The sequence below is a fragment of the Steroidobacter sp. genome, from assembly GCF_036406195.1.
GTDB lineage: Bacteria > Pseudomonadota > Gammaproteobacteria > Steroidobacterales > Steroidobacteraceae > Steroidobacter.
Genome location: NZ_DASWVW010000040.1, coordinates 1 through 22,650, shown reverse-complemented (window position 1 = coordinate 22,650; position 22,650 = coordinate 1). Strand labels below are relative to the sequence as shown.

Sequence of the window (22,650 nt, the reverse complement as noted above, 5' to 3'; positions counted from 1 at the left end):
CGATTGGACCGGGCGGCGACGCCGTGCTGACAAGCGCGGGGCTATGGAGCGGGATCTGCCACCCATGTTCACTCGATTGCAGATCGATCCGGATGCGTGGCTGCGAATGATGCGGCCGGGCGGCAATCTCTTTGGACGCGCTATCGGTCGGCTCGATCACTTGCACTCTTACGCCAGAAGATTGGGGCAGTGCTGGATTCGAGGGTTGCAGGCGGCGCGGAGGTTGCAGCGGGCGTGAGCTCAGCGCGAGCGGTCGATTCAGCACTGCCTGTCATTTCTATTTTCTGATCTGCGTGGGTGTGTCGTTCTCTCAACCCGACGGATGACAACAGGTCGAACCGCGGGAAGTTGCTGGCGACAGCTTGTATGTGGATGTCCAGAGGAGGCCTGCCTGCAGGCGTGAGCTCAGCGCAAGCGGTCGATTCAGCACTGCCTGTCCTTTCTATTTTCTGACCTGTGTGGGTGTGTCGTTCTCTCAACCCCGACGGATGACAGCAGGTCGAACCTCGGGAAGTTGCTGGCGACAGCTTGTATGTGGATGTCCAGAGGAGGCCTCCGCTGGCAATCGCACCGATCCAGTGATGATTTACTCGTGGCACTGAGCGCCGCGCACATGGCGTGTCGCGCGCTACACCCCGGGGCGCTTCAAATCGCAGGCGCTGCTCGACGATGCAGGCTTACTGACGGCGGCTGTCAATGCCCGTTCGGGGAGGCTGCCGGCAAGTGATCGAAAGCGTCACGATAATCCTGTAGAGCGCTGCGGATTTGCGCGACGGCGGCATCGGAGGAGGGATTGTCGTTCTTCAACTGATCGGTAGCCGCTAGAATCCGCGCAAGCAACACATGCAGCGCTGCATCCGCTTTTGGCGGAAGTTTGCAATTCTCGATGACGTATGTGACGTTCTGTTCGATCGTGCGCGCGAGCGCCAAGGAGCGCTCGCGCGAGAGTGGCGTCATAGTGGCTTGCTCGACAGCCGATTGGATTCGCGACATGCCTGTGCGCAGGGGCTCGTCCGTCGGCCATCGCTCCCCATCAGGTGGCGCGACTATAGCGTGCTCGAGAGCGTCGTGAGCCGCATGCGCATCGTGAGTCGTCGCGGACGTCGGTTGTTGTTGGTCGGAGGAGGGCGCCGCCAGGCTCGCGGTGCAGAGCACGGAGGCAAGCAGAAGTGTCAGCGTCACTTTAGTCATTTCCAGTCCCTCGTGTAGTCGGTGCCCCGGTCTTTCGGAGCGTCCCAGTACTACACCCGAGCGCCATCCGCACCAGATGATCGGAGCATGCATCTTGGATTTTGGGCGCGCGCTGATCTAGATCAAGGAGGCGAGCTGTTAAATTTCTCGCATAACCGGCTCATTTCGGCTGCAATCCCAGACGCTGCAACAGCCGATGGAAATTCCCGCGATCCAAACCGAGAGATCGTGCGGTTGCTGCCATGCTGCCGTCGTGCTTGCGCAGGCGGGCCTTGATAATCTCGCGACGATATTGATCCAGCGCAGCCTGGAGCGTTCCATCGCTTGGGATGAAATCGATTCCCTGAGCGGGTGCGGTCGCTGCGTTTACTCGCATCTCCGCCCCGAGATCCTGCGCGCTCAACTGGAAGATGCGCTCGCGCGCTTGGCCCCTGCTCAGGGCCTTCACGATCGCGCGCGATAAAACATGCTCCAGTTCGCGAACGTTGCCAGGCCAGTCGTAATCGCGCAGCCAGCTCCGGGCCGACATGTCGAGACGAACCCCGCGCAGCCCCAGCTGTCGTTCAGAGCGTTGCAGGAAGCTGCCGGCCAGATGCAGAACGTCAGCGCCGCGTTCACGCAGGGGCGGGACTGTCAGCGGATAGACGCTCAGTCGATAGTAAAGGTCCGATCGGAACCGGCCGGCGGCAACTTCTTCCTTTAGTTGACGGTTGGTCGCCGCGATCACGCGCACGTTGACGCGATGATGACGATCGCTGCCCAGGCGCTGAATCTCGCCGTTCTGTAGTGCACGCAACAGCTTGGGTTGCAGCGTCAGCGGGAGCTCGCCGATCTCGTCCAGGAATAACGTCGCTTCGTCGGCGAGCTGGAACTTGCCCTTGCGATCGCTGGCAGCGCCTGAAAATGCGCCGCGCACATGGCCGAACAGCTCGCTCTCCGCGATGGATTCGGGCAGGGCTGCGCAATTGACGTGCACCATGGGTTCCCGAGCACGTGCGGATGAGCGATGGATCAGGCGGGCTACGAGCTCTTTGCCCACGCCTGTCTCACCTTGAATCAGCACGGGCAACTCCGATCGCGCGACGCCCTCCGCCTCCGCGCGCAGCTGCTGCATTGCCTCGCATTCGCCGATCAGCTCATCGGCGCCGGATTCCTCCAGGCGCGACTTCTCGATGAGCAAACGCCGTTCCAGTTGTGTTTCGAGCCGTTCGATCCAGTCCGCGGCACGAACAGTGGCGGCTGCGACGGATACGAACGCGGTGAAGACGTCGCGGTTGATCGCATCGAATGTACCTCGGCGCAAAGCATCCAGCGTGACGGCGCCCCAGGGTTGGCCGTCCACATGCAGCGATGCGCCCATGCAATCATGGACATAGTGATGTTCGTGCGCGCCCTCAACCAATCCGTCGTACGGATCGGGCAGCGCCGAGTCGGATCGAAATCGAATGGGTTCCGGACTGTTCAGGATCTGCGCGAGCCGTGGATGCTCATCGATCGCGAAGCGCCGGCCCATCGTATCCGGGCTCAATCCGGCCACGGCACACGGAATCAGTTGGCCGCCTTCGCGTTTGAGCAGCGCGATGGCATCGCACGGAAAGCTGCGACGGAACGCTTGCAGCAACCGTTCGAAACGGCGTTCTTCAGGTAGTTCGTGAGTGAGATCGGCGACGACGCCAGCCAGGGTTCTGAATGCTTCGCTCATTGTCCAAAAGACATCGGTGTTGTCGTTATGACAACGCTGGAGGCGTAGTCGATATTACAACATCGTCCCCAGGTTTGCGAAAAATCAAGGCATCGATCGCTGGCATCGAACTTGAAATGTACCGGGCTCCGACCATGAACCTTCAGGAGCTCGCTTGATGAAGTCTTCCTTGCTGTCGATCCTGGCTGCCGCCAGCGTCATTTCCTCTTGCGCCGCCAGCGCGGCTACGGTCACCGTCGAGATTCCGGTGCGCGAAGTCGAGCTCGAGGTCGACAACGCCGGTACCAAGCACTCGATGTGGACCTACGGCGGCACGATCCCGGGGCCGTTGGTGCGAGTCACGGAAGGCGACGCCGTCGACTTCACGCTGCTCAACGAAAAGACCAACAAGCAGAGCCATTCGATGGACTTCCACGCGGCGCGCGCCGACGTCCTCGGTGAGTTTGCAACCATCAAGCCGGGCGAGACCAAGAAGTTTACTTTCAAAGCGGAGTATCCGGGCGTCTTCATCTATCACTGCGGCGCGGATGCGATGGCCGAACACATCTCTCGCGGCATGTACGGCGTGATCATCGTCGATCCGAAGCAGGGCTACAGCAAAGATTTCCCGAAGCCGGACCGCGAGTACGTGCTCGTGCAGGGCGATCTGTTCGAGCAAGGACTGTCGGGCGATGACATCACGATGGGCAAGGGGTGGAAGGCCGTGCTGATCAACGGCAAGAAGTTTCACTACGACCCCGTGCACGACACCAATGCAAGCCTCGCACTGGAATCGAAGCCCGGTGAGCGCGTGCGCATCTACTTCGTCAACGCAATGGTGAACGAGGCTGCGGCATTCCACCCGATCGCGGGCATTTGGGAGCAGGTGTGGGACAACGGCAATCCGAAGAACGTGAAGTGGGGCATGCAGACGGTCGACGTGCCGCCGGCTCACGGAATGATCTTCGATATCGTGAGTCCGTCCGACCGCGCCACCAACAACGCCCTGGTCGACCACCGCATGAAGCACGCGATGATGGGCGCGATCACGGTACTGATGAATCACAAGGATGCCGATCCCGCCAAGGGCCATGGCGACAAGTTGATCGTGCGCTGACCGGCAGCCATTTCGGTCGTCATCCATCGAGGAACTCTTCGTGAACAAGATCCACAGCGTCTGCTGTGCATTGCTGTTCGCTCTGTGTGCGCCGTGCGCGGCGCACGCGGAGTCAGCGGATATGGTCCGTGAGCAATGCGCAGGTTGTCACAGCATCGAGAAGCCGGATTACGCAGCCGCCGGAGTAATAGAGCGTGGCGCGCGCAAGGCTCCGCCATTGCACTACGCGGGCAACAAATTCAGGGCGGAATGGCTCGAGGAATGGTTGCAAGAACCAGAACGTATCCGGCCGGCCGGCGTCGTTCCGGCCGCGCACGTGAAGCCCTCGGCGGACGGTGATCTCATCGATCCCGCGAGCTTCACCGAACATCCTGCGCTCAGCGCAGACGACGCAAAGAGCGTGACGCAGTTCCTCATGACGCTGCGACCGTTCGATGAGCGCATCGCCGCGCAGACTTATCAGCCAGGCGCGATCGCGTTACGCATGGGGCAGATGAACTTCGGCAAGTTCAAGGGCTGCAACGGCTGTCATCGCGACGCGCCGGCCGAAGGCGGCGTATCCGGGCCCGAGTTGTACACCGCCTGGAAGCGGTTGCAGCCGGCTTTCATGGCAAGCGTCATCGCCGATCCGCTGGCATGGGATGCGCACACGATCATGCCGAGCGCTGGGCTCAACGACAACGAAGTGCACAAGCTCGTCAATTACCTCAAGGCGCTACAGGAGCCGCAACCATGATCGCGAACGCGATGGTGAGAATGATCGTTGCCGCGCATCTCGCGCTCCTGGCTGGAGCTGTGTATGCGGATGGCGCTGCTGATCGCGGCAAGGAGCTGTACCGAATCTACTGCACCCAATGTCATGGCGTGCTAGGCAATGGCAAAGGCGTAAACGCCGCCACGCTGTCCGTGCAGCCTCGCGATCACACGGATACTGCAGAGATGAGTGCGCGCACCGACGAGGACCTGTTCAAGGCGATCAAGCACGGCGGCAAAGCCGTCAACAAATCGGTGCTGATGCCGAATTGGAACGCCAATCTCGGCGACGATGACATTCATTTGATCGTCGCCTACCTGCGCGAACTGTGCTGCAAGAACAATTGAGGATTCATGATGCCAATACTGCGAAGCGGACGATTGTTTGTAACCTGTGCCCTGGCCGCGATCGCCATGCAGGTGCACGCAGAAGCGCGTCATTTCGAGATGACGATCGAGGAGCTGGATCTGCAGGTCGCGCCCGGCTTCACGGCCAAAGTGTGGGCGTTCAATGGTCAGGTGCCTGGGCCCTTGATTCATATCGCCGAAGGCGACGATGTGGAGGTCGTCGTGCAGAACAACACGACGATGAGTCACACCGTTCACTGGCATGGCATGTATCAAACGAACAGCTGGCAGTCCGATGGCGTCCCGGACATCACCCAGAAGGCGATCGAGCCGGGCGAGAGCTACACGTACCGGTTCGTTGCCGATAAGACCGGCAGCCTGTGGTATCACTGTCACGTGAACGTCGCCGAGCACATCGCCTTCCGCGGCATGTGGGGTCCGCTCATCGTCGATCCGAAGAAGCCGACCAAACTCGAGCGCGAGGTGACCAAGGATGCGGTGCTGATGTTCTCCGGCTGGAACACCAAAGCCGCTGCAGCGTACGGCGTGGGCGGCGCTCCTGATGAAACGCTCAACTACTTCTCGATCAATGGCAAGTCCATGCCGATGAATCAACCGCTGCGGGTCCGTAAAGGCGACGTATTGCGGCTGCGACTGTTTGCAGCGACGATTCCGGCATCCTTTCATCCCCATGGTCACGATGCACTGGTGATCGCCAAGGACGGCACGCCGATCAAGAATCCTTACCCGGTGGATGTGCTCGCGATCCAGCCCGGCGAACGCTATGACCTCATCATGCGCATGAACAATCCCGGCATTTGGGTCGCGCACGATCACATCGAGCACCACACGACCAACAACGGCAAGGACCACGGCGGCTCGATGTTCGTGCTCGAGTACGAGGAAATCGAGAAGCCAGACTGGTACATGTGGAAGAACGTGGCGTACGAACCTGACTTCTATATGAGCGAGTCGTTGAAGAAGCCCCATGGCATGCACAACATCGAGGCGTTCAAGGCTTTCGACCCCGCGCAGCCTGCGCGCGGTGGCGACAGCGCAGCGGCTGGTCACCGTCACTAAAAAGGAGGAGGAGTGCTCTTCGGCCGGCCCTGCGGCCGCGGTTCGTCCCGTTGACCCGGTAGTCGCCTCGCGTAAGGCAGTAATCAACTACTCACGCCGAGGCGACTCCATGGACCTGCCCGGGAAGCGCGCATTTGCGCCGTGGCAAGCGGTAACCGCCGAAGAACTGAGCGAGCGTTTGCACCGTAAGGCGATACTCACCATCAGTCTAGAGATGCAACCGGCGCCGCTGCGCGAGGTCCATCAGGGACTTCAACAGCCGCCTTGAGAACAGCCGCTTTGAGGCGCGTGGTGCGGGAGAGGACGAACCATGCGAGCGGCAGCACGCCGCCGAGCACGAACAGCGCGCCGCCGGCGATGCGCGCCCAGGTGAGCGTCTGGAAGAGCTCGCCCTGCACATACGCCTGCGCGCGCGCCGCAGCGAGCCCATGCTCGAGCACGACCCGGAGCTGATCGACGCCCACGGGGAAAAGATCGAGCACCACCATGAGCGCGAGGCCCCCGTTGATTGACCAGAACGCGCGCCGGATGAGCCGCGTCGGCCACTGCTCGGCTGCGATCAGATAGCGCGAACAGAACAGGATCGCAGCGAGCGCAAGATTGCCGTACACGCCCATCAAGGCCGAGTGGCCGTGATTTACGGTGAGATAGGTGCCGTGCTCGTAGTAGTTGACGATCGGCAGATTGATGATGAAGCCGAAGACTCCGGCGCCGAGGAAGTTCCAGAAGTTCACGCCGAGCAGAAACAGGAAGGCATCCGCCTGGGCGAAGCCGCCGGCCGTCTGCGCCCGGCGCTGAGTCGAGCGAAACGCCCACGCTTCGAGCGTCAGCAGAACGAGTGGCACCACCTGCAGTGTCGAGAAGATGCCACCCACGGCGAGTGTGGCCACGGGCTTGGCGTTCCAGTAGAAGTTGTGCGAGATGCCAAGCAGGCCCGAACCCAGGAACAGCAGCGTCGCGAGATACACGACGCGCGAGGCGGCAGCGTGGCTCACGAAGCCCGTGAGATACATCACGTAGGCGAGCAGAACGGTGGTGAAGACTTCGAAGAAAGCTTCTGCCCACATATGGATGACCGCCCAGCGCCAGAAATCCGCAATGACAAAGTTGGTGGTGGGCTTGGCGACGAAGGCCGAGAGAAACAGCAGAGAGATCGCAAGCACGGCGTAGAAGAGCCACTTGGGCAGCATCCAGGCATCGCCCTCATGGCGTACGCGTAGCACTGTCTGGCCGATGAGCGTCGCCCAGAGCGCAAATACCGCGAGCAGCACCACCTGCCACAACTTGCCGAGCTCGACGAACTCCCAGCCCTGGTTGCCGAGAAGATTCCAGCTCTCGCCGAGCCGCTTCATCGGTCCCAGCCACACGCCCGCGAGCATGCCGGCGACGAGCAGAATCACGAGCCAGAACATGAGGCGTGCCATCGCGAGCTGGCCCGGCAGAGCCGCGCGATGAATGGTCGAGAGCAGGAACAGCGAGGCCCCGATCCAGCATGCGGTGATCCAGAGCAGCGCCAGCTGCAGGTGCCAGCCGCGAGTGATGGTGATCGGCAGGAACTCGGCCGTCTCGACGCCCAGCACGCGAGTGAGGCCGAGAAAGTCGTGTACCGTCAGGATCCCTGCCACGATCTGCAGCACGAACAGCACCATCGCTGCCGCAAAGAAACGATACGAGATTCGCTGCAGCGGCGTCGGCTCGTAGGCATCCACTGCGCCGCTGGTCGCCGGCAGTGCTTTGCCAGTGCCATTGCCGGCGTTCCAGCCGCTCGCCTGCCCGTAGCGGCCGTAGAGATAGAGCACGACTCCGAGCGCCAGGATGAGCCCCAGCGCGGCCGCGACACTCCAATAGAGAACCGGTGGGCTCGGCCGGTTACCGGCGAGCTCGTCGTAGGGCCAGTTGTGCGTGTAGCTGTAGTCGGCGCCGGGCCGCTCAGCCGCGCACACCCAGGCGCCCCAGAAGAAAAAGCCCGCGAGATCCCGCAACTCCGTGGCATCCGAGATATAGCCCGCAGGGTGGAAGGCCTGTGGTCCTCGGCCCGCGAACATTTCCTGGTAGTGGTGGACGAGCGCGCGATGAGCCTGCACCTGGCCTTCGGAGAGCACCACTTGATTGCTCGCTGCATCCCAGCGGTTCTGCCGATATTCGCGCTGCACGCGCGCTACGGCTGCATCGTGCTCGGCGCTCTGCGCCGGCGCACCGGCCGCATAATGTCTGATCGCGGCGAGCACACCCTCGCGCAATGCCTCGGCGGTAAAGTCCGTGCCCCGCGCAGCTCCGTCGCCGAAGAAGCTGCCGTAGTCCATCAGGGCGTACTTCTGGAACACAATCTGCCCGCGCACGATTTCGTCGTGCGCTAGCACGCGCTCACCGCTCGCCGTCACGAAATCCGGGATGGGCGGCGCATCCTGATAGGTGCGCGAGCCGACATAGAGCATGCTGCCGACGCCCACGCTCATCACGATGAGCAGAGGCAGCCACCAGCTGCGCCGGCGCATGACCAGGCGGGTCCAGATGCGCTCCATGGTCAGGCGATCATTCATCTGCGGGGCTCCTCACTCGAGTCATACGAACCTCACCGCACCCCGGTGATCTACGCCCCTCAGGATGGCGTCGTGCTGTGCATTCACGCGTCGCGGTCCGCAGCTCCTTCGTGTCTGTAAACCGTGAGTGGGTCGCTTATACCCAGTCCAGAATCTCCGCTGCCGTGCGCCGAGTTTCCGTCTCGTTCTTTGTGAGTATCGGTGTGGCTGACATGCCTGTTCTCCGGCAGACGCAGCCCAGTTCATAGGGGCCTTCTACCAGCCGCTGCATCGGGTGGTTGTGACAATGGTCAAGTTGTGCCGGTCGGCCGGGCTGAGGCGAGGAAAAGTACGCAAGCACCCTGTGAATCCGCGGATCAGACCTGGTGTGTGATTCGGGCAGGATATCGGCATGACAGATACCCTTGCTATCAAGCGGGCGGGGTGCATCGATGGATGACCGAGAGATTGCTGCAAGCCATGCCATGGTATTCGACGAGCAGATAGCCGAAGCCATTGCGAGAGACACCGGCGCCCCGATCGATTTTGTTACGCGCGTATACAAAGAAGAGCTGCACACGCTGACCTGCGGAGCGCGCATCACTCAGTTCGTCAACGTGCTGGCAAGCAGAAGAGCACGCATGAGGGTGCAGAAGAGTCCCGCGACCGACCGGAGCGTCGCAAATAATTGACTCGAGCGTGGCGCCGGCCCGCTTGGCCAGCCGACCGGCCTTGTCAAGGAAGTATTGACGCTGAGCGCCCGCCTCAGATCCCGCCGACGCGCTCAAATGTGAGTGAATCCAAACGCCCCTGCGCTTGATAGCGAAACTGGCGGGCATTCTCGCGTCCAGACAATGCGAGTACCGATCTTTCCTGCGGTCACTACACTGGAACACGCAACGAAGCGCCGAGGAGGAGCATCAAGACGTTCTCTGTGTGTTTCAGTCGTGAGCACCGCGGTACACATATCAAACAACTCGAAGCTGACTTCAGCGCCACAGGTCTGTTCGACTTGATGTGACGCAGACAGACGCTTCGCGAATCGAGCTGGCAACCTGGAAGCTGCTCTGCACTTCGGCTGCTTGCGGGAAGGTTTGGGGATTCCGGTATGAGGGGGAGATTCATGAAGCGAAAGATAATGAAGACTTACGCGGCAATTTTTCCTTTGCCCGCAGTGCTCGCGACAAGCACGGGCATCCTGGCGTTGACCGTTTCATCCGCGGCCGCAGCTCAAACCGCCGCACCGTTGCAAGGTGCAGGTGAGGGCCTGCTGGAAGAAGTCGTGGTCACCGCGCAGAAGCGCACTCAAACGCTCTTGGAGGTGCCGCAGTCGATCTCGGTCGTTGGCAGCGAACTGTTGGAGCGACAACAGGCGACGACGTTCGCAGATTACACGGGCCTCGCTCCCGGCCTCACCATTCAGCAACCCAGTCCCGGAAAGGGGCGAGTCATCTTGCGCGGTGTCAATACCGGCGGCGCAAGTCCGACGGTTGGTATCTATGTGGACGAGACGCCTTTCGGATCGAGCACCGGCCTGACCGACGGCGCGTCCCTGGCAGCCGACATCGATCCATTCGACCTGGAACGAATCGAAGTGCTGCGGGGTCCGCAAGGTACGCTTTATGGCGCTAATTCGTTGGGTGGCGTACTGCGCTTCATCACGGCGGCGCCTGTCCTGGGTGAATACCAGGTGCGTGGCCAAACGGGAATCGAGACGGTCGACGGCGCCGCAGATGTGGGCTGGTCTGCCAACGGCATCGTCAACGTTCCGATAGGAGATGTGATCGCCATCCGTGCGAGCGGATTCTATCGGGAAGAGCCTGGATACATCGAAGCCTCGGGTCCGCATCCGGGAAGGGATATCAACGACCTTCGCAGTTCCGGCGGACGGATCTCGCTGCTCGCGAAGCCCACGGATGCGCTTTCGATTCGCCTGACCGCCCTGGCACAGGATATCCGGTCGGACGTGGGGCCCGGCTTCGACGCGGATCCCGTGACATTGAAACCGGTGCGTGTCGATCCGATCACGGCCGAGGCTCTCGGCGGGTTCACGCGCACTCAACAAACGTTTGCCGATGAGCAGCATGCGAAGTATCGCCTGTACAGCGCCACGATCGACTGGGATCTCGATTTTGCACAAGTGACTTCGGTGACCAGCTATGGCGAAAACATCGGGCTGGCCTACAGAGACACGTCTTTCAATACGACGGATCTAGGCATCAACCTCGGCGACTTGACGACGCTCTTGTATGGAGTGTTTGCCGACGTTCCAGGTCCGCTCGGCACCACGAACGGCATTCGCATGGACCAGGAGAAGTTCACGCAAGAGCTGCGTCTGGCATCGCCTGATTCGAAGAAGTTGGAATGGATGATCGGCGGCTACTACACGCGCGAGCCCGGCAAGCAACGCCAGCAATACCTGCCGTTCGATATTGCGACACGCCAGTTCATCGATCAGACCATCACGGTCGGCCCGCCGCTCTTCGACGAGCCAGCGACGTTCGATCGATTGATCGTTGCCAGGCTCGACTCCACGTATGAGGAGTATGCGGGCTTTGGATCGGCAACCTGGTACCTGACGCCGCGCTTCGAAGTGACGGGCGGTGTTCGGTACAGCCACAACACCGTATCCACGACGCAGGGTCTATCGGGCCTGTTGAATTTCGGAGAGTCGGTGTTGTCGGCTCGTTCATCGGAAAGCATCTTCACCTGGTCCTTCTCACCGCGATTCGAGATGACCGATCATGTGTCTCTCTACGCGCGTGTCGCCAAGGGCTATCGTCCGGGTGGTCCCAATGTCGTTCCGCCGTCCGCGCCCGCGGACATCCCGCAGCATTTCGACTCGGATACGTTGATCAGCTATGAGGCTGGTATTCGCGGCGAAACGCCAGACCGGACGATCTCGTTCGACGCATCGCTCTACTATCTGGATTGGCGCGACATTCAGGTCATCGTCACCTACGACGATCCGAATCTTGGGGCGATCGACCTCGACAGCAACGGTGACAAGGCCCGCAGCATGGGCGCGGAATTGACCTTCGCGCTTCGGCCGACGCAAGGGCTCGATATCGTTCTCAACGCAGCCTACAACGACGCGGAGTTGAAGGGTGATCTGCCGCCAATCGGCGGGGTCGTGCCCGGCCTGGATGGCGAGCGATTGCCCTATGCGCCGGAGTGGTCCGCCAGTGCCTCTGTTGACTATCAATGGCCCGTCGGCGCCAACACTGCGTTTGTGGGTGCAAGCATCAGCGCGATCAGCGATCAGGCGACCGATTTCGATCCGGGGTACTTGAATGCGTTCGGGCGCAGGCTGGTGATAGAGGGCTATGAGACCGTCAATCTCCGAGCCGGAATCAACTTCGAGAAGTTCAACCTGACCATCTATGCGAAGAACGTCAACAACTCGCATGGATTGGTCCACGCGGGCGACTACCTGACACGGCCAGGGGACCTCGTGACAGCAACGGCGGTGCGGCCACGCACGATTGGAGCAACGATCGACTTCTCGTTCTGAAGGGTCTGAAGGCGACAGGCGCCAGTCCGATGGCCCGGACTGGCGCGAGGTAATGCTGGATGGCAGCCAAGCAATACGAAAACCTGGTCACCCTGGCCTGCGTGAGCTTCAACAGTGTCTGGGGAGACAAAGCCGCCAATCTCGAGAAGATGGCGGGCCTGGTCGAGGAAGCGGCCAGTGTGGGCAACAACATCATCATCCTGCCCGAGCTGGCGCTCAGCGGCTATCAATGCAGCGATGAATTCGACCGTGGCTGCTCGATGCATCGAAAGCTGGCCGAGACCATTCCCGGCCCGGCCACGGACCGGATTGCCGAGTTGGCGGCAAAGTGGGGCGTCTATGTGATCTTTGGGATGCCCGAGAGGGACCAGGAGAATCCCGATCTTCTGTACATCGCGGCACCGGTCATCGGCCCGGAGGGCCTGCTGGGCGTGTACAGAAAGATGCATCTTCACATTGCGCCGTTCACCGAAAGCCGGTGTTTCCATCCGGGACACAGCCTTCCCGTGTTCGAAACGAGATTTGGATTGATCGGAGTCCAGATCTGCTATGACTTCTGGCTGTTCCCCGAGGCGTCACGCGTATTGATGTTGAAGGGGGCAGACATCATTGCCAATCCCACCGCCAGTGCGTCAGCTCCGGGGAAAGAAGAATTCATAACGCACGTCACGCGGACCCGCGGGGTTGAGAACATGTGTGTCGCGGCCACGGCCAACCTCACAGGCAAAGACCGGACTGCCCTGTTCTGCGGGCACAGCATCATCGCGGGTGGAGGCTGGAAGTTATCCCAGGTCTATGCCGAGGGCGGGCCGGAGGAAGGTATCGTGTCCGCGACGGTGAACCTGCAGCTATTGCGCGCGCAACGGGCAAAGAGACCGATGAACGCGGGCGTGTGCCGTCTGGATGTTATCTCGAAGGAACTGAAGCAGTTGATCGAGTAAGGCCACGAACTGGCAGTGGATTGAAGTGGGCCTGTGAGTTCGGGTGCCGGCAGTCCGGGGCTCAGACGGTTTGCCGAGAGTGATGCTCGTCCAACGCCTGATCGCTCGGTCGAAGGCAATCCAATGAGCAACATTGTCCGAATCGAAACAAACGCGCGCGCCAGTCGCGCCGTCGTGCACAACGGCATCGTCTACCTGTGCGGTATGACAGCCGAAGATCGCAGTCAGGATATACGCGGACAGACCATCCAGGTGTTGGCCCGGATCGAGAAGTACCTGGCGCTGGCCGGAACGAACAAGAGACATCTGCTGACTGCGCAAATCTGGATCAGAGATATCGTCCACGACTTCGCCCTCATGAATGAGATCTGGGACGCCTGGACCGAATCGGGCGCCCCGCCGACGCGCGCAACAGCGCAATGCCAGATGAGCTCGCCGGATGTTCTGGTGGAGATCATCGTGACAGCGGCCCTCCCGCAGCACGAGTGATTGTAACGACAGGCGAGAAAAGCGCGTCGATAGTGACGAGCCACGGTGAGAGATTCGGTAGCTCGAATGTGAGCGAATCGAATGTTTCTTCGCCTGGTAGCGGAATCTGCAGGCATTCTCGCGCCCCGGCGATGCGAGTACCGATCTGCGTTGCAGTCACTACACTCATCTACAACACCCAGTGACATCCGCTCCGGCGGAACAACCTCACTTCGGGCCAAGGTCCAGACTCTGCAGAGGACGATACTCATGGCGCACGATATTGTTTTGAAGAATGGGCTCGTGGTCACTCCGAATGGAGTCATTCTGGGTGGCCTGGCGATTGCAGGCGAAAGAATCGTTGCAGTGGGTGCCGACGCGACCCTCGGTCAGGCAAAGCGCGAGATCGATGTCGAAGGCAAGATCATCTTCCCCGGCACCTTCGATCCTCACGTTCACTTCGGCATCTCCGACCGCATCGGCGACGATGTGATGGCCGAGGATTTCCTGCATGACACCAAGGACTGTCTGCTCGGCGGCGTGACGACCATTGCGACGACCTCGATGATCGGAGAAGAACCCTTGGTCGATCTGTTCGACCGCGCCGTACGCTGCGGCACGGGCCACTCCTGGTGTGATTTCAAGATCACTTGCATCGTGAACAAAGTGGAGCAGGTGCCGGGCATTCCCGCGGTGGCGAAGAAGGGAGTGGTCGACTACAAGTTCCTTACGGGCTATGCGGGTCGGCAGGCGGAAGCCTTTGGCATCAATCCCGAGGGCATCACGCCCGGTTTCTTCTATCAGGCATGCGAACAGATTGCCCGCTGCGGTCAGCCGACCTTTGCGAAGATTCATGCTGAAGACCCGACCGTGCGTTACCTGCTCGTGGATCGTCTGCGGAAGATGGGGCGCGCGGACAAACTGACTGCCTGGGCCGAGACGAGCCCAGAGTGGGGTGAGAGTCTGCAGCTGTATGCCTATGCTCTCATCGCCGAGCAGTTCCGCGTGCCCATGTATTGCGTTCATCTCAGTGCCGCTCACACGGTGGACACGCTCAAGCAGTTGCATGGCCAGGGGATGCGCCTCATCGGCGAGACGCTCGGATGTTTTCTGAATGCCACCGCGCCGGAGCTGGATGCCAAAGGGATGGACGAGAAGGCGAAGATCCAGCCTCCGTTCCGCTTCGAGAAGGACAAGGAGCGGCTGTGGAAAGGGATCCAGGAAGGCACGATTACGGTCGTGGGCACCGACAGCCTGACCTATTCGAAGGCCTACAAGACCCGTGGCGATTTCTGGGACTGCCGCGTGGGAGTCAATCTTCAGTTTGCCGACACCTTGCCGCTGCTGTTCGACGAAGGCATCAACAAGGGGCGCATCGACCTGGTGACGCTTGCCAAGATCCTCTCCGAGAACGCCGCCAAGATCTATGGCCTTTATCCCAAGAAAGGCGCGCTGGTACCCGGTGCCGATGCCGATATCGTCGTGATCGATCAGGACAAGGAAGCCACGCTCGGCGTTGCACGCATGCGTTCGCGTGCGGACTACTCGCTGTGGGAAGGACGAAAGGTGAAAGGCATTCCAGTGAAGACGTTCTTGCGCGGAGCGTTGGTGATGGAAGACGGCGAAATCGTCGGCAAGGCGCCAACCGGGAAGTTTGTCGAGCAGGTGATGCGGCCGCGCGGGTTGTAGCGTGGCATGAGCACTGCCAATCGCAACTTCTAGAGAGAACGCAAAGGAGACTTCCATGTCCCATGAAATCGCAGTAAAGAAGCCTGGTGTCGATGTTGCAAAACGCACGGGCGATCGCGTGGCGAGCAAGAGCTCCGCGCTTCTGACAGGAGTCTTCGCCGGTCCGGTGATCGGGCTCAAGTATCGGACCCCGACCTGCGCGGGCGTCACCAACGACAAAGGTGAGTTTCAGTACCGGCACAACGAGACGGTGACGTTCTCCATCGGCAACCTCGTGCTGGGAAGCACGATGGGCGCCGACCGAGTGAACCTGTCGCAGCTGATCAGCCGCGTGGACGGCCGCATCGAAAAGGTCTGCGATCCGGTGATTACCAACATGGCGCGATTGCTCCAGACTCTGGATCAGGACGGCGATGTGGAGAATGGAGTCACCATCGCCCCGCAGGTACACGATATCGTGGGCAATCGGCGCATCAACTTCGGCTTGGAAGGCGTCCTGGGCATGTTTACCTCCCAGGAGGCAGTCGAGAAGTTTTCCGAGGATCCGTTGGTCATCGATCTGCTCGCCGAGCTCAACAGGACTCCCGGAGTTTTCACTGCGAACAAGCCGAGGAGGTTGCGCTCCGCGGCGGCGGCCCGCAACGAGCTGCGTCGTAACATTCGCGGCATCGTGAAGATGACCGATGTCAAGATTCCGCTGCGCAATGGCTCCTATCTGTACGCCGACGTGTTTCGTCCAGCAGCGGAAGGGAAGTATCCGGTGGTCATGAACTTCGGCGTTTATGGCAAAGCCTTCGTGCACGGCTGCATTTGCAACGAGGAAGACGCCGAGAAGCACGAGCAGATGGAGGACCGGTACTTCTCCGGCAACCCTGACGGTTATCTATATGAGAACCACGAGAGCATCAACACCGTGGACTGGATCCCCAAGGGCTACGCACTGGTTCGAGTGGATGGCCCCGGCACAGGCAAGAGCCCCGGAACCATCTGCGCATTTGGCCGCCCCGAAGCGGAAGCCTACTATGATGCGATCGAATGGGCCGGCGTGCAGCAGTGGTCCAATGGAAACATTGGAACCTGGGGCCTGTCCTACTACGCGATGGATGCGCACAACGTCGCCAGCTTGCAACCGCCGCATTTGAAAGCCATCGTGGCGATCGGCACCGACACCAACTCCTACGAAGAAAATCTGTATCACGGCGGCATCCTCAGCGAGCAGTTCTGGACTTTCTGGTGGGAGTACCTGCCGTCGAAGACCGTCTGCGGACCGCTCAAGCACAAGGATTTCCGGGCTATCGCCAAAGCGCATCCCTTCAACGATCCGACCAGCAAGGAAATCTATGGCCCGGAAGCCGAGGTGATGATGAGCCCCGACCTGAGCAAGGTGGTGGTGCCGCAATGGGTGGGAATGGTGACCACGCACACGATGCATATGCACCAGCTCGGCAGCAGCGAGACATACATCCACTCCGCCTCGCAGCACAAGAAGCTGAGCATCATGGAAGACTGGTTCATGAAGTCGTATTCCGGCAGGAAAACCGCGGAGTTCATGGCGTTCTTCGATTACTGGCTCAAGGGCATCGACAACGGCATCATGGACATGCCACCGGTGGAGGTGGAGGTGCGCACGGGCGATGGCGGCTATTACGTGCAGTACGAGAACGAATGGCCCATCGCGCGAACCCAGTACACGAAGTGGTATCTGGACGCTACGCCATCGAGCTGGGAAGGCGACGGCCGACGAAAGGATTTCCTGCGGTTGTCACGCACGGCTCCCAGCGAAGAGAGGAGTGCGAGCTACTCGGCCGAAGTGGACGTGACCGTCTTTCCGCACAAGATTGGCAAGACGCCGTCGTGGGCGACCGGAGTTTCGTTCGTGACCGATCCGATGCCGGAGGACATGGTGCTGGCCGGCTACATGAAAGCGGCGCTGTGGGTGTCTTCCAGCAGCAGTGATATGGACATCTATGTCTGCATTCGGGCGATCGATGAGAACAATGTCGAGGTGAACTATTCCGGCCCGCCCGAACTGCCCGAGTTGAACGGCCCGACGACCGTCATCCCTCCGTTCGGCAAAGGCTGGTTGAAAGTGTCACACCGCAAGCTGGATCCGCAGCGTTCCAACGAATACCGGCCCAAGCACACCCACCTGGCGGCCGATTACGCGCCCCTGAAAGGAAATGAAGTGGTGCCGGTCGAAGTGGAGATCGTGCCCAGCACGGCGCTGATCAAGAAGGGCCATCGCATCCGGGTGGATATCCAACCCTACGACGGCGCCGGCGTTGGCTGGCGGCATGTGTATGACGAGACCTACCATGACGGCGCCACGAATAGCGTGTACACCGGTCCGAGTCATTTGAGCTATGTGCAGCTGCCGGTCATTCCGGCCGCCGATAGATAGTTCAACCCTTCGAGGCCAAAATGCCCGCCGGGCTCGATAGCGATCAAGGATGGCCGCTATCGAGCCCTTTTGCCGTTCGATGTGGACAAAGTGACATTCGGCGGTTGCAGAAATAACGTCGTTGCGGCTTAATCCGTGTCGCTGAGCTCAATCTGACCTGTCTTGGTCGAGCTCGAGATGGACTTACAACAACGATCAGCGGGGATGGGCCTTTCCCAATCTCGATCCGGTCTTACGAATTGAGACCGCGCGCTGCTGCAATCGGCGGCATCATCGAAGATTGAGGGGTTGATAACCATGGAGATTGCCTTAAGGATCGGCGCTGCGCTTGCTGGCTTTTGCCTGGCATGGTGGCTACGCAGCTTCAGGGCCGCAGCGCAGGCGGCATCCGCCCGGGCCTGCATCGAATCTCTCGAACACCAATATACACAGCTTCGATCGGAGCTGGAGATCCTCAATCCCAGGTCACCGGAGAGGATAAGAGGGTCATGTGACAGAAGCAGGTCGAGAGGCGCAATCCAGAGTGCTTGACCATCCGCTTCCATGTACTCGGGCGAGCTGACAGGCAAACACTCTAGCGAAGAGGCACTACATGGCTTTCGATGACGATTTTGCAAGCTTGATGGCCAAGCCGCCTTTCCCGTGGCAGCGCGCGTTGAACGAGCGCTTTATCGCGGGCGACATCCCCAAGGCATGTGATTTGCCCACCGGTCTCGGCAAGACCAGCGTCATCGCCTTGTGGCTGCTTGCGTTGGCGAAGAACCCGAAGTTGCCCCGGCGTCTTGTATACGTTGTTAATAGACGTACGGTTGTCGATCAAGCCACCGCCGAGGCCGAGCGGCTGCGTGCCGGGCTGCTCCAGCCCGAAGTGCGGCATGTCCGGGAGGCCCTTGATGCATTGGCGGCTGTGCCCGCGAAGCATCCTTTGGCCATCAGCACGCTACGTGGCAAGTATGCCGATAACGCGGAGTGGCGACGCGACCCTTCCAGGCCCGCCATCATTGTCGGCACGGTCGACATGATCGGTAGCCGGCTGCTCTTCAGTGGCTACGGCTGCAGTTTTCGCAGCCGGCCCCTTCATGCGGGTTTCCTCGGGCAGGATGCACTGCTGGTACATGACGAAGCGCACCTCGAACCCGCCTTTCAGGCACTGCTCAATGCCATCGTCGACGAGCAGCAACGAAGTGGTGAGCCCCGCCCGCTCAAGGTGCTTGCGCTGTCAGCAACCGGCCGTGTGGAGCCTGATTTCACGCTGGGGGACGAGGATCTCCACAACGCAGACGTGAAGAAACGACTTCATGCCAGGAAGGGTCTTCAGCTGCACATCGTGGATGATAGAAAGGAACTGCCCGAACGTATCGCTGCCAAAGCCGCGGAGCTCGACGGCAAGATCGTGGTTTTTCTTTCGTCCGTGGAGCACGCGGAAAAGTGTGCTCAAGCGCTGAGCAGGACCAAGAAGGGCAGAGTCGCGGTGCTGACCGGCACAATGCGTGGCGCCGAGCGGGACGAACTCGTGAAGAATCCAGTGTTCGCGCGCTTTCTTCCGCGCCCTGACGAGAGCGTGAGCGTGCAAGAGGGCACGGTCTTCCTCGTCTCCACCTCAGCGGGCGAAGTGGGGATTGATCTTTCAGCCGATCACTTGGTTACGGACCTTCCTCCGTTTGATGCGTTCGCGCAACGGCTGGGGCGCGTCAATCGCTACGGTGAAGGCGACGCTGAGGTGCACGTCTACTGCGAAAACTTGAAGGAGCCTCCGAGACCGAAGGGCGATAGTGAGGAGGCGGATGAAGAGGACGATCTGCCGGGCAAGCGCAAGGACGAGTACGACTATGCGCGGTTCTTCACCAGAGCGCTGTTAAGTGAACTGCCAGTGCGCAGCGATGATCGGCGCGACGTATCACCATGGGCGCTGCGCACACTTCCTCTTGACGCGCGCCTCAGAGCATCCACTCCTCTGCCCGAGGTTCACCACGTTGACGCATTGCTGTTCGACCGGTGGTCGTACACGACCATCACAGGCGCACTTCCTGGTCGACCGCTCGTGGCTGAATGGCTGCACGGAAAAGCGGAATGGGAACCACCGCGGACCGCGGTTGCATGGCGCGGTGAGGTGGCGTGGCTCACGAACGAACTCCTTGGTCTCGATACGCTCGACGATTTTCTTGCCGATTACCCGCTGCGCAGCCGCGAGATGTTGAGCGATGCCACCATCCGAATATTGAAACATCTTGAGAAACTGGCAGCCCGTGACAAGGAGAACATGCAACGCGCTTGGCTCGTCCGCCCGGACGGGACCGCCGAGACAATGAAACTCCGCGAGCTCGTCGCTCAGTACGACTCGAGGAAGAACCCGATACTGGACGACGCCACTGTCGTGCTGGCGCCGGAAGCTGGCGGATTGAGCAAAGAAGGGCTTTTTGATAGCTCTGTCGAGTTTGATTCCTCGATCGAGTACGACCTGGGGCCGAAGCAGGACGAGCGAGTCGTGGATGAATCGGAAAGTGATCCCCAGGCGCCACTTGGCATGCGACTGGTCCGTTCGGTCAAGCGCGAGGTGCAAGGCGATGATGTGCTGCTCTGGTGGCATCTCTACGCGATCCCTCAGCGAGCGGACGACGATGGGTCGCGCACCAGTCGCAGAGAATTGCTGCTCGACGTTCACCTGCAGCGAACCGAGGCGTGGGCAATCCGCCTGGCTAGGAGCCTTGCTCTGCCGCAGCCTCAACAGCACGCATTGGCCCGAGCTGCGCGCGCGCACGATCTGGGAAAGCGGCGGCGGGTATGGCAACGCTCAATCAAACGTTTTAATGAGCCGCCGCTCGCCAAGGGCCCGATGCAGCCATCGAAGCTTGGTCACTATCGTCACGAGCTGGGCTCACTGCACGATGGGGATTTCAGCGGGCTGAGCGACGATGAGAAAGATCTTGCCCTCCATGTCGTTGCGGCACACCACGGTCGGGCGCGTCCCCACTTCCCGGTAATCGAGAGTTACGACCCGGAACTAAGGGACGATGTAGTTGCTGCGCTCGTGCGCGAAGTACCGCTTCGCTTCGATCGGCTACAGCGGCGCTTCGGTCGGTGGGGCCTGGCATGGCTCGAGTCGATTCTTCGTGCCGCAGACATGCTTGGCTCCGAAGACGAGGGGGTGGCGGAATGATTCGCCTGGACGTCGATCTTACCAATCCCGGCCAGTTCTTCGGCTGTTGCGGCGTGTTTGAGCTGGCACAACGTTTGTGGCCCGGTGTAACCGCCCACTTTGTCGATGCGCAATTCGTCGTGTCCGACGGCGACCTGAATGACCTTGTCATGAGGACCGTAGAGGCGCCCCTCGAGGTACTGGAGCCCGGCAATCAGACATCCTCCGCGTTACGGCTTGCGGCACCCTTCGATTTGCGAATCGACTGGTGGAAGGTCGAGCGCGGTCTGAAAACCTGGGCTGGGCGCATGTCGGTGGATCGCATAGCCATGAGCCTTCGGAGAGACCTCCCGAACACTCTGAGTAAGGGCTTCTTCGATGATGGTCATGTCGTCATCGGTGCCGATGGGAAGAAGGTCGAACCCTACTACTTCGATGGCAGGCGAGGCGCGACTGCACTGCCGCTCGACGTGGGATTCTCGTCCGACGCACTGTCCCTGGAGACCGTCGCCTTCAGTGCCACGGAGTTCTTCACACTGTTTGGGCTGCAGCGTTTTCGCCCTTCGGAAGTAAAGCTGCGTGTTTACCAGTATCGCGCATGGCGGGCACCGCTTCCTGTCACGCTCGCCGCGCTGGCAGCAGCGAACTCGATTCCCGACGACGGCCCGCTGCTTCAGTTCGAGAGCGCATTCCGGACTGATCAGCGCAAGCACAAGGCTTTCTCACCTGCAGTTCCTGTATATGGAGAATGATGTATGAGCGAAGTGAACATTGAGGCATGGCTCGGCGACTCTGTTGATGCGCCCGCGGCCATCGTGTCGCGCGAGTACTTGACGCCGGTAGAAGGCAAGGACGGAGTATTTTTTCCTCCGACGTTTGCGGCGGCTGAGAACTCGAAGGAATTTCCCGGCGGGTACAACATCAACGAGCTGGGGCCTGGAGAGAACGTCTGCCTCGTGGACACAGTGGGCTCGCAAGCCAACCGTATCGAGCCGATGTTCGCAACGGGTGAATACGCAGCTCTCGTGCCGCAACTTGTCGTCGAGGCTGGCACGAAGAAGGTAAGCATCCTCGATGCAGGCCATCGCGCTGGCGATGCCATCGTTCGTTGCAGCGAGTTGAAGGAGGCCCTGCAGAAGGCGTTCCAGGCATTGAAGATGGGAGATGCGATGCCGTTGGCGAAGCTCGCGCCCACTTCGCTCGTCTTCGGCGTATGGGACTCGCGCGATACTCAAGCAAAGGCGCCTCGTTTGCTCGCCGCTACCATTCGCGCGTTCAACGTATCGAAGTTGACGCGCTCCGCTCAATACAATCCCGCCATCGAGTACGTCGAAGAGGGACTGCTCGAAGAGACGGAAGATAAGAATGCACTCAAGGCATATTCGGAGCGCGGTTTTCGGCATGTGCCTGCGTCGGCTACGCACGGCGGTGTCATCGCGAAGGGTGACATCCGCCGCGAGGTGACGCTGCATGTGGCAGCTCTGCGCCTGCTCCGCGCTACGACGGACGACGAGACAAGAAAGCTCAGGGCCTACCTGCTAGGTCTCGCGCTGGTGGCCTTTACGAAACCAGCAGTGGGGTATCTGCGCCAGGGCTGCAATCTGGTTCTCGACGGCGAGAAGAGGCCCGAATCGAAAGTCGTGTTCCCGGATGGTCGCCGGGAAGACTTGCTGTGAATGGTGGTCAGAAACCGCGTGATTCTGGGGATGAGCTGCGCTTCGTGAACCTCTGAGCTGCTCGACTGGGTCGTGCCCTCGGCCGATTTCTTCCTTCCAACTTCGTTCTTCGGTTTTTCGTGCGTGTGACGGCAAC

At 60.5% G+C, this 22,650-nt stretch carries 16 protein-coding genes; 13 read left to right on the top strand and 3 right to left on the bottom strand.

Annotation, left to right across the window (positions count from 1 at the left end):
• Nucleotides 1–693 precede the first annotated feature (693 nt).
• Together VGE08_RS17710 and norR are read right to left on the bottom strand one after the other, a co-directional pair.
• On the bottom strand, nt 694–1,191 hold the full coding sequence (locus VGE08_RS17710) for a hypothetical protein (RefSeq protein WP_331069241.1): 498 nt from the start codon (nt 1,189–1,191) through the stop codon (nt 694–696).
• Between the two features lie 160 nt (nt 1,192–1,351).
• Entirely contained in the window at nt 1,352–2,893 is a 1,542-nt protein-coding gene (norR, locus tag VGE08_RS17705) for a nitric oxide reductase transcriptional regulator NorR (protein WP_331069240.1), read from the bottom strand.
• A 157-nt stretch (nt 2,894–3,050) separates the two neighbouring features.
• On the opposite strand from norR, the gene VGE08_RS17700 reads away from it, so the two are divergent.
• Genes VGE08_RS17700 through VGE08_RS17685 form a run of 4 tightly spaced genes read left to right on the top strand, consistent with a single transcriptional unit; the run spans nt 3,051 to nt 6,170 of the window.
• Nucleotides 3,051–3,989: a multicopper oxidase domain-containing protein gene (locus VGE08_RS17700; RefSeq protein ID WP_331069239.1), complete on the top strand. Its 939-nt coding sequence runs from the start codon at nt 3,051–3,053 to the stop codon at nt 3,987–3,989.
• 40 nt (nt 3,990–4,029) lie between these two features.
• Nucleotides 4,030–4,725: a hypothetical protein gene (locus tag VGE08_RS17695; RefSeq protein WP_331069238.1), complete on the top strand. Its 696-nt coding sequence runs from the start codon at nt 4,030–4,032 to the stop codon at nt 4,723–4,725.
• A complete protein-coding gene (locus VGE08_RS17690; RefSeq protein WP_331069237.1) occupies nt 4,722–5,090 on the top strand; it encodes a cytochrome c in 369 nt (122 codons plus the stop codon). Before VGE08_RS17695 ends, VGE08_RS17690 begins: the two co-directional genes overlap by 4 nt.
• A 9-nt stretch (nt 5,091–5,099) precedes the next feature.
• Nucleotides 5,100–6,170 (top strand): multicopper oxidase domain-containing protein, encoded by a 1,071-nt coding sequence (locus VGE08_RS17685; RefSeq protein WP_331069236.1) that lies wholly within the window; start codon nt 5,100–5,102, stop codon nt 6,168–6,170.
• Between the two features lie 203 nt (nt 6,171–6,373).
• Here the strand turns inward: VGE08_RS17685 and VGE08_RS17680 are convergent, their stop codons facing one another.
• The gene (locus VGE08_RS17680) at nt 6,374–8,710 is read right to left on the bottom strand and encodes a cbb3-type cytochrome c oxidase subunit I (protein WP_331069235.1); all 2,337 of its coding nucleotides are present in this window, start codon (nt 8,708–8,710) and stop codon (nt 6,374–6,376) included.
• A gap of 431 nt (nt 8,711–9,141) precedes the next feature.
• On the opposite strand from VGE08_RS17680, the gene VGE08_RS17675 reads away from it, so the two are divergent.
• The 9 genes from VGE08_RS17675 to cas7g all read left to right on the top strand — a co-directional run bounded on the left by VGE08_RS17675 (nt 9,142) and on the right by cas7g (nt 22,514).
• A complete protein-coding gene (locus VGE08_RS17675; RefSeq protein WP_331069234.1) occupies nt 9,142–9,381 on the top strand; it encodes a DUF3562 domain-containing protein in 240 nt (79 codons plus the stop codon).
• Between the two features lie 431 nt (nt 9,382–9,812).
• Nucleotides 9,813–12,203: a TonB-dependent receptor gene (locus VGE08_RS17670; protein ID WP_331069233.1), complete on the top strand. Its 2,391-nt coding sequence runs from the start codon at nt 9,813–9,815 to the stop codon at nt 12,201–12,203.
• 59 nt (nt 12,204–12,262) lie between these two features.
• Complete coding sequence (locus VGE08_RS17665) at nt 12,263–13,144, top strand: carbon-nitrogen hydrolase family protein (protein ID WP_331069232.1); 882 nt, start codon at nt 12,263–12,265, stop codon at nt 13,142–13,144.
• A gap of 123 nt (nt 13,145–13,267) precedes the next feature.
• Entirely contained in the window at nt 13,268–13,633 is a 366-nt protein-coding gene (locus VGE08_RS17660) for a RidA family protein (RefSeq protein ID WP_331069231.1), read from the top strand.
• Between the two features lie 249 nt (nt 13,634–13,882).
• Nucleotides 13,883–15,301 carry a dihydroorotase gene (locus tag VGE08_RS17655; RefSeq protein ID WP_331069230.1) on the top strand — a complete coding sequence of 473 codons (1,419 nt, stop codon included), beginning with the start codon at nt 13,883–13,885 and terminating at the stop codon, nt 15,299–15,301.
• Between the two features lie 55 nt (nt 15,302–15,356).
• A complete protein-coding gene (locus VGE08_RS17650) occupies nt 15,357–17,702 on the top strand; it encodes a CocE/NonD family hydrolase (protein ID WP_331069229.1) in 2,346 nt (781 codons plus the stop codon).
• Nucleotides 17,703–18,294: 592 nt separating this feature from the next.
• On the top strand, nt 18,295–20,859 hold the full coding sequence (cas3g, locus tag VGE08_RS17645; protein ID WP_331069228.1) for a type I-G CRISPR-associated helicase/endonuclease Cas3g: 2,565 nt from the start codon (nt 18,295–18,297) through the stop codon (nt 20,857–20,859).
• The gene (locus VGE08_RS17640; RefSeq protein ID WP_331069227.1) at nt 20,856–21,590 is read left to right on the top strand and encodes a hypothetical protein; all 735 of its coding nucleotides are present in this window, start codon (nt 20,856–20,858) and stop codon (nt 21,588–21,590) included. The genes cas3g and VGE08_RS17640 overlap by 4 nt, the downstream gene beginning before the upstream one ends.
• A 3-nt stretch (nt 21,591–21,593) precedes the next feature.
• Nucleotides 21,594–22,514, top strand: a complete 921-nt coding sequence (gene cas7g / locus VGE08_RS17635; protein ID WP_331069226.1) for a type I-G CRISPR-associated RAMP protein Csb1/Cas7g — start codon at nt 21,594–21,596, stop codon at nt 22,512–22,514.
• Nucleotides 22,515–22,650 lie beyond the last annotated feature (136 nt).